Annotated in this window: 14 protein-coding genes; 8 read left to right on the top strand and 6 right to left on the bottom strand. The window is 61.0% G+C overall.

Annotation, left to right across the window (positions count from 1 at the left end):
- Nucleotides 1–154: 154 nt before the first annotated feature.
- The 3 genes from ACHHTY_RS00870 to rpsT form a co-directional block, all read right to left on the bottom strand.
- Nucleotides 155–745, bottom strand: coding sequence for an anthranilate synthase component II (locus ACHHTY_RS00870; protein ID WP_395492147.1), 591 nt, complete (start codon nucleotides 743–745; stop codon nucleotides 155–157).
- Complete coding sequence (trpE, locus tag ACHHTY_RS00865; RefSeq protein WP_395492146.1) at nucleotides 742–2,283, bottom strand: anthranilate synthase component I; 1,542 nt, start codon at nucleotides 2,281–2,283, stop codon at nucleotides 742–744. The genes ACHHTY_RS00870 and trpE overlap by 4 nt, the downstream gene beginning before the upstream one ends.
- 261 nt (nucleotides 2,284–2,544) lie before the next feature.
- Nucleotides 2,545–2,817: a 30S ribosomal protein S20 gene (gene rpsT / locus ACHHTY_RS00860; protein ID WP_395492145.1), complete on the bottom strand. Its 273-nt coding sequence runs from the start codon at nucleotides 2,815–2,817 to the stop codon at nucleotides 2,545–2,547.
- Nucleotides 2,818–3,217: 400 nt separating this feature from the next.
- Between rpsT and cdaA the strand changes: the two genes are divergently transcribed.
- From cdaA to ACHHTY_RS00835, 5 genes are all read left to right on the top strand, one after another.
- Nucleotides 3,218–4,009: a diadenylate cyclase CdaA gene (gene cdaA / locus ACHHTY_RS00855; RefSeq protein ID WP_395492144.1), complete on the top strand. Its 792-nt coding sequence runs from the start codon at nucleotides 3,218–3,220 to the stop codon at nucleotides 4,007–4,009.
- Nucleotides 3,985–4,965 carry a CdaR family protein gene (locus ACHHTY_RS00850; RefSeq protein ID WP_395492143.1) on the top strand — a complete coding sequence of 327 codons (981 nt, stop codon included), beginning with the start codon at nucleotides 3,985–3,987 and terminating at the stop codon, nucleotides 4,963–4,965. Before cdaA ends, ACHHTY_RS00850 begins: the two co-directional genes overlap by 25 nt.
- Before the next feature lie 43 nt (nucleotides 4,966–5,008).
- Entirely contained in the window at nucleotides 5,009–6,367 is a 1,359-nt protein-coding gene (gene glmM / locus ACHHTY_RS00845) for a phosphoglucosamine mutase (protein WP_395492142.1), read from the top strand.
- Nucleotides 6,364–7,116, top strand: a complete 753-nt coding sequence (locus ACHHTY_RS00840; RefSeq protein WP_395492141.1) for a TlyA family RNA methyltransferase — start codon at nucleotides 6,364–6,366, stop codon at nucleotides 7,114–7,116. The genes glmM and ACHHTY_RS00840 overlap by 4 nt, the downstream gene beginning before the upstream one ends.
- Nucleotides 7,117–7,280: 164 nt before the next feature.
- The gene (locus ACHHTY_RS00835) at nucleotides 7,281–7,760 is read left to right on the top strand and encodes an SH3 domain-containing protein (protein WP_395492140.1); all 480 of its coding nucleotides are present in this window, start codon (nucleotides 7,281–7,283) and stop codon (nucleotides 7,758–7,760) included.
- Nucleotides 7,761–7,881: 121 nt separating this feature from the next.
- Here ACHHTY_RS00835 and ACHHTY_RS00830 read toward each other — a convergent pair whose 3' ends face one another.
- The 3 genes from ACHHTY_RS00830 to ACHHTY_RS00820 all read right to left on the bottom strand — a co-directional run bounded on the left by ACHHTY_RS00830 (nucleotide 7,882) and on the right by ACHHTY_RS00820 (nucleotide 11,123).
- Entirely contained in the window at nucleotides 7,882–8,571 is a 690-nt protein-coding gene (locus tag ACHHTY_RS00830) for an ABC transporter ATP-binding protein (protein WP_395492139.1), read from the bottom strand.
- Nucleotides 8,572–8,622: 51 nt separating this feature from the next.
- Nucleotides 8,623–9,813 carry an ABC transporter permease gene (locus ACHHTY_RS00825; RefSeq protein WP_395492138.1) on the bottom strand — a complete coding sequence of 397 codons (1,191 nt, stop codon included), beginning with the start codon at nucleotides 9,811–9,813 and terminating at the stop codon, nucleotides 8,623–8,625.
- A gap of 191 nt (nucleotides 9,814–10,004) precedes the next feature.
- Entirely contained in the window at nucleotides 10,005–11,123 is a 1,119-nt protein-coding gene (locus ACHHTY_RS00820; RefSeq protein WP_395492137.1) for a hypothetical protein, read from the bottom strand.
- Nucleotides 11,124–11,512: 389 nt separating this feature from the next.
- On the opposite strand from ACHHTY_RS00820, the gene ACHHTY_RS00815 reads away from it, so the two are divergent.
- From ACHHTY_RS00815 to ACHHTY_RS00805, 3 genes are read left to right on the top strand one after another with little or no spacing between them, the layout of a single operon-like run.
- On the top strand, nucleotides 11,513–13,189 hold the full coding sequence (locus ACHHTY_RS00815; protein WP_395492136.1) for a prephenate dehydratase domain-containing protein: 1,677 nt from the start codon (nucleotides 11,513–11,515) through the stop codon (nucleotides 13,187–13,189).
- Nucleotides 13,186–13,467, top strand: a complete 282-nt coding sequence (locus ACHHTY_RS00810; protein ID WP_395492135.1) for a DUF445 domain-containing protein — start codon at nucleotides 13,186–13,188, stop codon at nucleotides 13,465–13,467. The genes ACHHTY_RS00815 and ACHHTY_RS00810 overlap by 4 nt, the downstream gene beginning before the upstream one ends.
- Nucleotides 13,400–13,708: a DUF445 domain-containing protein gene (locus ACHHTY_RS00805; RefSeq protein WP_395492134.1), complete on the top strand. Its 309-nt coding sequence runs from the start codon at nucleotides 13,400–13,402 to the stop codon at nucleotides 13,706–13,708. Before ACHHTY_RS00810 ends, ACHHTY_RS00805 begins: the two co-directional genes overlap by 68 nt.
- The last annotated feature ends 204 nt before the right edge of the window (nucleotides 13,709–13,912 follow it).

Below are 13,912 nucleotides of genomic sequence, written 5' to 3'. Positions count from 1 at the left end.
TCCCCCTCGATTCAGTTCCCCGGCCGGGCACAATGGCGTCCGTCCCCGGGTTAGCGAGCTTTCCTCCCCCCGCAACTCCGGCTGCTCTTCACCAATTCCGGCCACGCCCTGGCCAAGGCTTGGCCCGGCCAAAATATCCCCTCCGGCCGGTGCCTTAGGACCGGGCTAAAAATGAAGGATAGGCCGGATCGATGAAGTTTTTCAGCAAATCAACCCCGGCCGGGGTCATGATCGATTCAGGATGGAACTGCACTCCCTCCACCGGCAGCTCCCGGTGGCGCAATCCCATCAGTTCACCCTGGTCGGAACGGGCGGTGATTTCCAGACAGGCGGGCAGAGTGGCCTCCTCCACCACCAGGGAATGATAGCGCATGGCCTCGAAGGGATCGGGCAGACCGCGGAAAACTCCCTTGCCATCATGGTGGACCAGGCTGGTCTTGCCGTGCATCAGGCGCGAGGCCCGAACGACCCGGCCGCCGAAGGCTTCCCCGATGGCCTGGTGACCAAGGCAGACCCCCAGGATGGGAATTCGACCCTGGAAATGACGGATGGCATCAACGGAGATGCCGGCCTGACCCGGGGTGCAGGGCCCGGGGGAGACCAGGAGGCGATCGGGCCGGCAGGCCGCGATGGCGGCCAGGTCCACCTCGTCATTACGATAAATGACCATTTCGGCCCCCATCCCCCCGAGGGTCTGGACAATGTTGTAGGTGAACGAATCGTAATTGTCGATTACCACTATCATCGCGATCCCATTTCGGCCAGTTGCAGGGCACGCCGCAGCCCCATGGACTTGTTGACCGTCTCAACGAATTCGGCCTCGGGATCGGAATCGGCGACGATGCCGGCCCCGGCCTGGACCCAGAGTTGCTCCCCCATCATCACGAAAGTCCGAATGGTAATGCAGAAATCCATGTTGCCGGTAAAGCCGAAGTAACCCACCGCGCCGGCGTAGGGTCCCCGCCGCTCGGGCTCCAGCTCCTCGATGATCTCCATGGCCCGGATCTTGGGGGCGCCGGAGACGGTGCCGGCCGGGAAACAGGCCCGGATCACGTCGAACTGGTTTTTGCCGGGGTTGAGCTTGCCGTGAACCCCGGAAACAATGTGCATCACGTGGCTGTAACGCTCGATAACCAGCAGGTCACGGACCTCCACCGAACCGTAGCGGGCCACCCGGCCCACGTCATTGCGGCCCAGGTCCACCAGCATCAAATGTTCGGCCCGCTCCTTGGGATCGGCCAGAAGTTCCCGCTCCAGGGCCAGGTCCTCTTCCTGGTCCCGGCCCCGGGGCCGGGTGCCGGCAATGGGCCGCAATTCGATATCATCGCCTTCCAGCCGCACCAGAATTTCCGGGGAGGAGCCGATCTGCACCAGGTCCCCGAGCTTGAGATAAAAGAGGTATGGGCTGGGGTTGATGTTGCGCAGGGCCCGGTAGAGCCTGAGCGGCGGCACCGCGGTGGCGGTCTGGAAACGCTGGGAAAGCACGACCTGGATCACGTCGCCGGCCAGGATATATTCCTTGGCCCGGGCCACCATCTCCTTAAAATCCGCCGGACTCATGTTGGCGGCAAATTCATGCCGGGGCGCGGCACCTTCAGGAATCCCGCTCAGCAGTTCCGGGGCCAGGGGTCGCTCCAGGCAGGCCACCACCCGGTCGATCCGCTCCCGGGCCTGAGCGTACAAAGACTCGGCATCGGCATCCGCGTCGGTCACCACCCAATTGACCACGGTCAGGCGCTGGCGCAGATTATCGTAGACCAGAACCACCCGGGGAATCAGAAAACTGCTGTCAGGAAAAGCGGGCAACGGGGGATTAAGGGCGGGCAGCCGCTCCATGAAGCGGACCATGTCGTAACCGAGGAAGCCCACCGCTCCCCCGCAGAAACGGGGCAGCGAGGAATCGGCGATGGCGGGCCGCAGTTCAGCCAGCAGCTTTTCCAGGATCTGCAGGGGATCCCCCCGCCAAAGCTCCTGGTGGAACTCCGAGCCCGGCGAGGTCCCGGCCTCGGCCGGGCTGCCGAAATCAGCCCGGTTCCGCCGAATGACCACTTCTTCGCCGCGACTGGTAAAAATCAACAGGGGATCGAAGCCGATAAAGGAATAGCGGCCCCACTTTTCGCCGCCCTCGAGACTTTCGAAGAGAAAGGCGTGGGATTGATCCCCGGCCACTTTGGTGAAAATCGACAGGGGGTTGTCGAGATCAACGATCAGCTCACGGGCCACCGGCACCAGGTTGTATTCGGCGGCAAGCTTTTTGAAGTTTTCCAGATCCGGCCGCTGCATGAATAGTCCCGCCTGCTGCTGCGCATAAATCGTGAATACCAAAACCTGAGCAACCCGAAGCTCGAGCCGCCGAGCTGGGCACCTTTACCGGAGCGGCGGTCGAGCCGGGGAGCACCGGAGGCCGGAGGGCCTGGGCCGGGGCACGGCAGGCTGCGGTGCCGCTTAATTTTGATCATAAAAAAAAACCACGGCCGGCCCTGCTGAGGGACGCCATGGTTTGGGAACTCAAAACATCAAGGCCGGGAACAAAAGCCGAAAAGACTAGGCATTGCGGGCCAGGGAGTTGACCCGGCGACTCAACCTCGACACCTTGCGGGCCGCGGTGTTGCGGTGGATGGTGCCCTTGTTGACCGCCTTGGCGATCATCGGCACGGCCGCCTGCAGAGCTTCACGGGCCTGCTCGGGAGCATTGCCTGCCACTGCCTCGTTGACCCGGCGGACCAGGGTTTTGAGCCGGGAGCGGTTGGCCCGGTTCCGTTCGCGCCGTACTACATTCTGCCGATTTCTCTTCATCGCCGACTTGTGATTCGCCAAAGCTGCATCTCCTTACAAAAGATCAAGTAAAATGTTTATCCCACAACAGTCTGATCGCGCTCACCCGGCGCACTCTTGACCGGGGAAACAATCCGCGTGCGCCGATTGGCCGGCCCGAATTGGAAGGACCGATACAAAAGAGGAATATATACCGTTATCGCCGCTTACTGTCAAGCTGCAAGCGCCGAAAAAATACGGCCCCGGTCTGGCGGCCGCCGGGACCAGCAAACCAGCCGATCGGCAAGCCGGGTTTTTTTGAGAAAAATCAAACACTATTCTTGCCTGACCGGGGCTTTATCGGCTACTTTACTTAAGTTACCACTGTGGCCATGCCGACAACAAGCCCTGACCAGTTTTGGTTGCGGCCGGCTCCGCACTATGAAGATGGTTTTTCAACCAGATGCTGACAAACCTGACCTCCCTGCGCTGGCAAGATGTCCTCGATATCTTGATCGTCGCTTACCTTATCTACCGGATAATCCTGCTGATCAGGGGTACCCGGGCGATGCAGATGCTCATCGGCATCGCCGTCCTGATCGTCATCTACTTTGCCGCCCGGGAACTGGAATTCCTGACCCTTTACTGGTTGCTCAGCACCTTTTTAAGCTCGATTTTCCTGATCATCATTATTATTTTTCAGCGCGATATCCGCCGGGCCCTGACCCAGTTCGGCCGCACCCCTTTCGGCAAAGCCGGCGAAAAAACTCACCAGGTCCTGGATGAAGTGGTCAGGGCCGCCTACCTGCTGGCCCAGAAAAGAATCGGCGGCCTGATCGTCCTCGAACGGGAAACCGGACTCAAGGATTTTCTCGAATCGGGCCAGCCCCTGGATTCTATGGTGAGCCACCAGTTGCTCTACTCGCTGTTCGTCCATGAATCACCTCTGCATGACGGGGCGGTGATCATTCGTGACGATCGGATCGTGGCCGCGGCCTGCGTCCTCCCCCTGGCGAAAAATCCCTATATCAGCAAACACCTGGGTACCCGCCACCGGGCCGCCATCGGCATTTCCGAGGAAACCGACGCGGTGGTTATCGTAATTTCCGAGGAAACCGGCCGGGTTTCCCTGGCCCAACATGGAGCCCTGACCCTCGACCTTGACGAGAAAGCGCTGCGCATCCGTCTGGATGCCATTTTTATGCCCAAGGAATATATATCTCCCAAGCTATGGAAAAGCTGGTTGAACAAATAAAAAAGCTGGTCACCGTTGACCTGGCCGGCTACTGGCCCAAGGATTGGGTCCTGCGGCTGCTGGCGCTGCTTTTTGCCATTCTGCTCTGGTACTTCGTGGTCGGCGAGGACAAGGTGGACACCCATCTGCTGGTACCGGTGGAGCTGGTCAATCTGCCCCGGGACCTGGTCATCGCCAATCAGTACAAACAGCAGCTGGAAGTCACCATTTCCGGCCCCCGCGGCCTTATCGACGGCCTCAGGCGCCAGCATATCAGCTGGACCATCAATCTGGCCGATGCCAAGCCGGGCACCATGGCCATCCGCAATGAGCCGGAAGAGTTGCCCTTTCCCCGGGGGATCGAAGTCCTGCGGGTTCAGCCGGCCCACACCACCCTGCTGATTGATCGCCTCAAAGAGAAAAACCTGCCCCTGCAGGCCGAAATCAGCGGCGAGCCGGCCAGCGGCTACGAACTGGCCAGGGTGGAGTTGCAACCGGAAGTAATCAGCGTCAGCGGACCGGAGGCTCTGCTGAGCCGGATCAGCCTCCTGCGGACCATGCCCATCGATGTGGCCGGCCTGGACAGCACCACCATCCGCCAGGTCCCCCTGCTGCTTGACCAGGAATTGATGGAGCTGCTGGGCGAGGCCATGGTAACCGCTCTGGTGGTCATCCGGGAAAAGACCGGGGAAATCAGCCTGAGCAATCTGACGCCGGCCTTGGTGGGGCAGGCAGAAAACCTGGCCTACACCGTTTCCCCCCGCAGCATCCAGGTTCGGGTCCGGGCTCCCTTGAGCCTCCACCAAGATCCCGCCGCCCTGGCCCAACGTCTGGTCATCACCCTCGATGTCGGTGGGCTGGAGCCGGGAAGTCACAGCCTGAGCCCGACCGTCAGCGGCGATGAACCGATCGAGGTGGTCAATATCCGGCCGGAACAGGTCAGCGTCAAAATCGCCCCAAACCCCCAGGCACCATAACGAGCCGCGGCCCATTCAAGGAATTCAGTCCAGAGAGCAAACCATGAGAAGATTGTTCGGAACCGACGGGGTGCGGGGAGTTGCCAACCTTTACCCGATGACCACCGAAATCGCCATGCAGATCGGGCGCGGGATCGCCCTGCTGGTGCGCCAGAAGCATCACCGGCACCGGATCGTCATCGGCAAGGATACCCGCCTTTCCGGCTACATGATCGAAAACGCCCTGGCGGCCGGAATCTGTTCCATGGGGGTAGACATCCTCCTGGTGGGCCCCCTGCCCACTCCGGGCATTGCCTTCATCACCACCAGCATGCGGGCCGACGCCGGCGTGGTCATTTCCGCTTCCCACAACCCTTTTGCCGACAACGGGATCAAAATTTTCGCCGCCGACGGCTACAAATTACCCGACGCCGAAGAGCTGGCCATCGAAGACCTGATTTTCTCCCAGAAGATGGCGACTCTCCGCCCCACCGCCGAAGAAGTGGGACGGGCGTCCCGGCTGGAAGACGCCCGGGGCCGCTATATCGTATTTCTCAAAAACACCTTCCCGGCCGACTACAGCCTGGATGATTTTCATATCGTCCTCGATTGCGCCCACGGGGCCGGCTACGGGGTGGCCCCCCATGTCTTCAGCGAACTGGGGGCCAAGGTGACCACCATCGGGGTGGAGCCCGACGGGACCAACATCAACCGCGACTGCGGGGCGCTCTGCCCCGAGGTGATGGCGGCCAAGGTGCGCGAGGTCGGCGCCGATATCGGCATCGCGCTGGACGGCGACGGCGACCGGCTGATGGTGGCCGATGAAAGGGGCACGGTTTTGGACGGCGACCAGGTCATGGCGATCTGCGCCGGCGACCTGCTGGCCCGCAAAAAGCTGCGCAAAAAAACCCTGGTGGCCACCGTGATGAGCAATCTCGGCCTGGAGCATTTCATGCGGGCCAAGGGCGGCCGGCTGGAACGAACCCAGGTCGGCGACCGCTACGTGGTGGAGCGCATGCGGATCAAGGGCTACAATTTCGGCGGCGAGCAATCGGGCCATTTGATCTTTCTCGACCACAACACCACCGGTGACGGCATCCTCGCCGCCCTGCGCCTGCTGGCGGTGATGATCCGGGAGAACAAAAGACTTTCCGAACTGGCCGGCGAGATGACCGCCATCCCCCAAGTGCTGCGCAACGTCCGCATCTCCCGCCAGCTTCCGGTGGCCAGGATCAGCGGCCTTAAGCAACTGGCGGCCGGCCTGGAGGCCGAACTCGGCCGCGAAGGGCGGATTCTGATCCGGGCATCCGGCACCGAACCGCTGATCCGGGTCATGGTTGAAGGGCCCGACCAGCAATGGATCGAGACCATCGCCACCGAACTCTGTGAACATATCCAGCGCCAAACGGCCGCGGCGGCATGAAAGAACGCCTGGACAAATTGCTGGTGACCCGGGGCCTGGCCCCAAGTCGGCAGCGAGCCCAGGCCCTGATCGCCGCCGGCCTGGTGCGGGCCGGCGATCAAATGGTGGACAAGGCCGGCACCCTGCTGGCTCCGGAAACGGAATTGAGCGTCAAGGAAAACCTCTGCCCCTACGTGAGCCGGGGCGGGTTGAAACTGGCGGCCGCCCTGGATCATTTCGCCGTTGATCCCTCCGGCCTGGTTTGCCTCGATATCGGAGCCTCCACCGGGGGTTTTACCGATTGCCTGCTGCAAAGAGGGGCGGCCCGGGTTTATGCGGTGGATGTTGGCTACGGCCAACTGGCCTGGAAGCTGCGCCAGGACGAGCGGGTGGTGGTCCGGGAAAGAACCAATGCCCGTTATCTGAGTTCGGCCGAGATCCCGGAAGTCATCGCCCTGGCCGTGCTGGACGCTTCTTTTATCTCGCTGGAATTGCTCCTGCCCGCCCTCCTGCCCCTGCTGGAGCCTGAGGCCCGGATTATTCCCCTGATCAAACCCCAGTTTGAGGTGGGCAAGGGCCGGGTCGGCAAGGGCGGAGTGGTGCGGGACGAGGATCTGCGCCGGGAAGTTGTCGCCCGGTTCAAGGATTTTGCCTTGAGTCTGGGCCTGCACTGGGAAGGGGTGATAAACTCGCCGATTCCGGGCCCCAAAGGAAACCGGGAATTTCTCGCCTGTCTGCGCTGCCGGGGAAAGGACCCGGCCGAGACCTGAAAAGTCCGCCGCTGGGCCGGTTGTTGACTTGCCTCCCGGTTGCTGCTAGGCTAACTTGTTGTTGCGATCGTCCCCGGACTGAAAAAGTCCCCGGGGAAAGCCCATGCCGGGGCTGGTCCCCGGTCAACCATGACAACCAAACAATTGCCCCAAGGAGTTGCTTTATGAAGAGATTGCCGCGCTTTTTCAACCTGTCCCGCCGAGGCCTGATCGTCCTGACCTCCTTGCTGCTGCTATCCCTGCCGGCGACGGCGGCGGCGGAATATGTCAGTATCCAGCGCGACAAGGTCAACATCCGCTCCGGCCCCAGCACCGATCATGCCATTGTCTGGGAGGTCTTTCGCGGCTTTCCCCTGCAAATTCTCGAACGGAGGGGCGAATGGGCCCGGGTCAGTGATTTCGAAAATGACCAGGGCTGGATCTACATCCCCCTGGTCAGTAATACCAAAACCCTGATCGTCCGGGTCAATACCGCCAATATGCGCGGTGGCCCCGGGACCAACCATGAGGTCATCGCCTCGGTTCGCTACGGGGTAATTTTCGAGCCCCTGGAAAGAAGGGGGGACTGGATCAGGGTCCGGCACTCCGACGGCGCCACCGGCTGGATCAGCGCCAGCCTGCTGTGGCCGGCCGACATAATCTAGGCTGCAACCCCTGCGGGCAATTCCGAGCTCTTTAAGCCGGTTCCGCAATTCCGGCGGTCAGGACAATTCTGACCGCCGGAATTGCTTAGCCCGATCCCCTCCCCCCGTCAATCTGGCCGCTCTATTCCCGTTCCGTGACCCCGACCAGGCGTCCGTTCTTCATCCGCAGCATCCGATCGGCGGTCCGGGCCAGGGCCGCGTTATGGGTAATCAGAATCATCGTCACCTCCTGTTCCCGGTTAATCCGCCCCAGCAGCTTCATGATCTCGGCCTCCGTTTCTTCGTCCAGGTCGCCGGTGGGCTCATCGGCCAGGATCAGGCCCGGGTTGTTCATCAAGGCCCGGGCAATGGCCACCCGGCGCTGCTGCCCGCCGGAAAGTTCGCCGGGATAAGCCTCGACCCGCTCACCGATTCCCACCAGGTCCAGCAGGTGATCGGCCCGCTGCTGTTCCTCGCGGGAGCGCTCCTGGGCGAAAAGAGCCGCCAGCATGACGTTTTCCCGGGCGGTAAGCATCGGCAGCAGGCTGGCGAATTGAAACATGAAACCGATCCGTTCATTGCGGTAGCCGGAAAGGTCCACATCCCCCAGGGCGCAGATGTCCTCCCCCTCAAACAGGATCTGGCCGGAACTGGGCCGTAAAATCCCGCCGACAATCGAGACCAGGGTGGTCTTGCCGGAGCCGGAATGGCCGACCACCGAGATGAAATCTCCCTTGGCAATACTCAGGGAAACCCGGTCCAGGGCGGTAATGACATTGTCTCCCACCCGGTATATCTTGCTGACTTCTTTCAACTCAAGTTGCGCCACCACATCCCTCATCAGTAGTTAGACCAAAAGCCGGGACCAATTGCCGCCCTGGGCTTAGGCATCTTTGATGGCCAGCAGCGGCTCGACCTTCTTGATCCGGTTAACCGGCAGCAGGGCCCCGGCCAGGCAGACTCCGCCACCCACCAGCAGACCCAGGGCCCCGATGGCCAACTGCTGCCCCAACTCAAGACCGGCGGAGATACTGTTCATCAGGGCAAAACTGGCGGCCAACCGGGCGGAAAGATAGGTTCCGCCCAAAACCCCGAGCAAACTGCCGCCCACCCCCAGCATCCCGGCCTCGAGAAAAAACAGCTTGACCACCTGGGCTTGACGGGCCCCGATGGCCCGCATGATCCCGATTTCCCGGATCCGCTCGTTGGCAATGGCGGTAAAAATCGACCAGACCAGGAAAATAGTCAGCAGCGAGGAAAGGGAAACCGTTACCAAAAATATCTTGTTGATGTCAGCCAAGGTCGTCAGCCAGCGAACTCCCATGCTGCTGCGGGTGACCACGTCCACCTGGAAGACCTGGCCCTCGATCACCCGGCCCATGTAGTCGGGGTCCAGACCATCGTCGAGGCGGATGAAGATCACCGAAATCTGGTCTTTTGACAAAGGAGAGAGCCCGCTGGCGATGATTTCCTGCAAACTTTCCTCGGTCATGAAGAGGGCGTTGTCCAACCCGGTGCCGGTGGCCTCCAACTCCCCGACAATGGTGAAACGATTGTTGAAGAGGGTGGCTTCGATCCCCAGCAGGCCCAAGCCGAGATTCTCGGCGGTTCCAGCCCCGGCAATGGCTTCCCCCGGCCCCAGTTGCCGGCCGATGGCCCGGTTCAACCAGGGCTTGATGATGAAATCAGTGGCCGGATCATAGGCCACGATCATGGTGGGAATGACATCGCAGCAAAGGCCGTCAATGGAAGTGACATAAGTTTGATGGGTTACGGCCCGCACTCCTTCGATCCGCTGCACCTCGTCCAGCAGGGCGGCCGGCATGTAAAAGGAGGTATTGCGGGACTCGAGCAGGTATTCCTGGGCCTCGGTCCGGGCCCCCACCGGCACCGCGATGATATCCGCCCCCAGACGCTTGGAGACGCGATCGATGGTGGAGGTGATGCTGATGGTAAATGATACGGCAAAAACCAGGAGGGCAACGAAAAGACCAATGGCAAAAACCAAAACGGTGGTGCGGAAGGCCTTGCGCTTGAGGTTCTTCAAGGCCAGGGCCAGAAAGGTGATCTGCATGAATGTCGCCGAAAAAAGTTAAATAAAAAAAATCAGGAGGAGCGCAAAGGGAAACGGGAGCCTGAACCCTGAAGCAATGGGGCATCAAGCCTTGCCGGCATGATGCCCCATTGCTGCCATTTCTGCAATCAAGTAGGATTCATTTGGGCGTCTTCGGACCGGAAAGCAGGCCCCGGCCGGAGGGCCTTTTTTTACATGAAGTTGGCATCCATGCCACAAAGCACCGCACTGCCGGCCTTGCCGAAATTCTGGTGGCAGGCGAGGCAGACGGAGGCGCTGTCGCCCACGATCTGGCGGGCCTGAACATCGTAGAGGGCCAGGGTGCCGTCGGTCACAGTACCTTCATCGGCGGCGGAGAAGACTTTCTCCCGCAAGGTGAAGATCGCGTACTTGCCGTCGGGAGTCGGCATCATGTCATGGGCCTCGCCGGGCAGCGGGCTGGCAACCTGCTTGACTTCCAGGGTTTTAGCATCGATGATATAGCCGCGGTCGGCGCCGGACTGGAAGAGATACTTGCCGTCCTCGGTGAAATACTGGCGGAAGGTTATGGTGCCGCCGGAAGCGTCACGGGGCTTGCCGGTGATGGTGGCCTCGGCCACCTTCTTGATCTTGCCCTCTTCCAGGGCTTTCATGTCCAGCAGGATTAACTGGGTGTTGCCGGTGAACTTGGTATGACCGTCGGGGGTCAGGTTGAGGCTGAGCAGGAAATGCTTCATGTCGGGGGTATTGGTCCCGTGGGCGAAGGTGTACTCGCCGGACTTGTAGCCCAGATCATCGAAAAAGACCCGCTGGGTGTGGGCCAGATCATCCTTGGCGAAGACGTCGATATAGCCTTCATCGCCCATGTAAACCGGCATGAAATAGTTTTCCGACTGGCCGGAACCGCAGTAGTTGGCTCCGGTCCAGGTGGCGCGTTCATCCGGCGGCAGGGCGACATCGACCAGGACCCGGCCGGTCTTCAGATCGGATTTGCCCACATGCAGGTTGCCGTCCTCATCCGGCCGGTAGGTGGACCAGAACATGATATTGCGGTCATTGGCGTCGATCCGCCCGTCATGGGTAGGATGGGACTTGCCGCCGATATTGAGCATGCCGAGATTGTTAACGGTGATCGGAGCCTCGCTGTTGTTGGGGTCAATGGTTACATCAGCAACGGCGAAATGGCCGCCCATGCCGGCAACGTAAACGTTGGCTTTATAGTTCTGTTTGCCCGCTACCGCCTGGGCCGCTTCCTTGTCCACGGTGGTGAACGACAGATAACCGCCTACCAGCATCGTTAAAGCCACCGCCGTAACCAATACTTTTTTCATGTTGACTCTCCTCTGTGGTGCTTTAATTTTCGCCGGCCCCTCCCGCGGCGAGGGATTTTTGCTTAAACCCTGTCCACCAACGGATACCACCGGCACCAACCCCTGCTTGAGTGCGACATTTTGTCACACTTTGTAGTATAGTGCCCGAATCGATTCCCCTTTGCAAGCACAAATCTTGCCCTTAATCAAAAAAAAGCACCCAACGACAGCATGATAGAATAGCTATTCTTTCTCGGGACTGCTCCCGGCGCAAAAACGATTGACCACAAGTCCGGAACCAACTAATAATCCTGGCATTATAACTATTATTGATATAACGGTGGTCGCGCCGGGTACACCAGCATGGCCGCCCCGTTGTTTTAACCGCCGCTTATTACCGAGGAATTCTGATGGTTACCATCGCCACCTTAGGCCCTGCCGGCTCCCATGCCTGGCAGGCGGCCCGGCAGTACGATCCCGCAGCCGACCTGCTGCTGCTGCCCAATCCCGCCGCGGTTCTGACCGCCCTCGATGAGGGTCGGGCCGCCCGGGCCCTGTTGCCGGCCTACAATACCCGCGAGGGCCGCAACCGGGATTTCTTCCAATTGCTGACCGCCAGCCGGCGTCACTACTGGCAGGACAACGTGGTGCTGCCGGTCCATCTCTCCCTGGGGGTTCCCGGCGCCGGCAGCAGGATCGAAATCATCACCGGCCGGGCCGCTTTTCTCCGCCAGGGCGAAGAGTACATCGCCGCCAACTATCCTGCCGCCGACCTGCTGGCGGTCCACGACCTGGACCGGACGGTGGCCGAACTTATCAAGGGGGGTGAAGACAACTTCGGGGTAATCGAATCGGAAGAAGCCCTGCGCCGTTACGGCTTGCTGCTGCGGGAGCGGGAAGTCAGCCCTTACAACCGGACCCGTTTCGCGGTCCTCGGCGACACCCTGCCCCCGGCCACCGGTTACGATGCCACCGCGATTATCACCACCCCCCTCAAGGACCGGGTCGGCCTGCTCTATGAAACCCTGGCCGAATTTGCCCGCCGGGGCATCAACCTGTTGGACATGGATTCCGAAACCGAGGTCCAGAGTCAGAAGCTTTGCTTCTTCGTCGAAATGGAGGGGCACGCCGATGATCCCGACATCCGCCAAGCCCTGGAGCATATCGAAACAGAGGTAATCCGGGAGCCGGGCAGCATCAGGATCCTGGGAACCTTCCCCCGGGTGGACATGCGGACCAAGCGGATCCGCAAATGCGGCTTTATCGGCAGCGGCGAGATGAGCCAGTGGTTCGCCCGCCGTCTGGCCGGCGAAGGTTACGAGGTCCTGCTCACCGGCCGCCACAGCGAGCTGCGCCCGGAAACGATGATTCCCCAAGTTGACCTGGTGGCGCTCTGCGTCCCCATCAGCGCCACGGTGGCCAGCATCCGCCAATACGGCCCCCAGCTCCAAAAAAACCAGGCCCTGATCCTGCTGGCCGGGGAAGCGGAAGCCAGCATCGCCGCCGCCCTCGAGCACACCAAGCCCGACGTGGAGGTAATGCTGGTCCACAATCTCTGGGGCCCCAAAGCCGCCAGCATGAAGGACAAGAATGTCTCCCTGGTCCGCACCTCCCGCAGCGGAGTGCTGTGCAGCGAATTCGAGGCCTTTCTCTATAAGCACGGGGCGGTGATCTCCAAGGACTCGGCCCCCCGCCACAACCTGTTGATGGGAGTCAGCCAGAAGCTGCCCAGCGCCACCGCCATGGCCCTGGCCATGACCCTGCGCCAGCACCGGCTACCCCTCGGCGAAATCGAACGCCATGCCACCCTGACCTCGGCCTATTCGATGCTGGCCATGGCCCGGGTGCATTTCCAAAACCCCCGCACCTACGCGGAAATCCTGGCTTGTCCCGGCGAGGGCCGCCGGATCTTGCGGGATTTTGCCGCCAACCTGACCAGGGTGCTGGATCTGGCCGAGGCGGAAGATATTGCCGGGCTGAGCGCCCTGATCGAGGAAAACCGGACCGTGCTGGGGGATGATTTTCTCCGCCCCGCCATGGCCCAGGCCCTGGAGGTGGACAACGTCCTCGGCTCCCGGCGGCGATGAACTCGCTGGCCTACCTCAGCCTGCCCCTGATCGGAGCCCTGATCGGCTACCTGACCAACCATATCGCCATCCGGATGCTCTTCAGACCGCTCAAGCCCTGGCGCATCGCCGGGGTGCGGATTCCCCTGACCCCCGGAGTAATTCCCGCCGCCCGCCACCGCCGTCACCGACCTGCTGGCCGAGGCCCTCGCCGCTCGCCGGGACCGGACTTTGGCCGCGGTTCTGACGGAATTCCGGGGACCCGAGGCCGCCATCGAAGCCCACCGGTTCACCAATGACGAACTGCTGCGGCTGCTCCGCTCGCCCCGGGGCAAACAAATGCTCGACCGGTTGCTCGACGATCTGGTGACAACCCGGCTGCTGGCCAGGCCCCTGGGCCGGCCGGCCAACATCCTGCCCCGCCTGGAGGCCCTGCTGCTTTCAATCATGCAGGATCAGTTCAAGTACATCAATCTGTTCGGCGCCCTGCTCGGATTTATTATTGGCCTGCTCAACCTCTTGATCTTAAGGGTTTTTTAAAAAACTAAAAAAAATCATGCCCCACCCGGAACCTTTCTGTAACCCCACTGTCTATATTTACAAAAGCTCATACCTTCCCTCCTCCTTCAAGGTTTTGTGCTTTTTCCCTCTCTCTCCTTCCTAACGCCCGCAAGGGCACAACAAAAAGGCCGTCACCGGGAAACCGGAGACGGCCTTTTTTATTTGGTTTTTTATAAGCTAAGC

It is taken from the genome of Desulfurivibrio nitratireducens (assembly GCF_044068515.1).
Classification (GTDB): Bacteria; Desulfobacterota; Desulfobulbia; order Desulfobulbales; family Desulfurivibrionaceae; genus Desulfurivibrio.
Note: the sequence above shows the minus strand (reverse complement) of the source record. Positions and strands in the feature narration are given on the sequence as shown.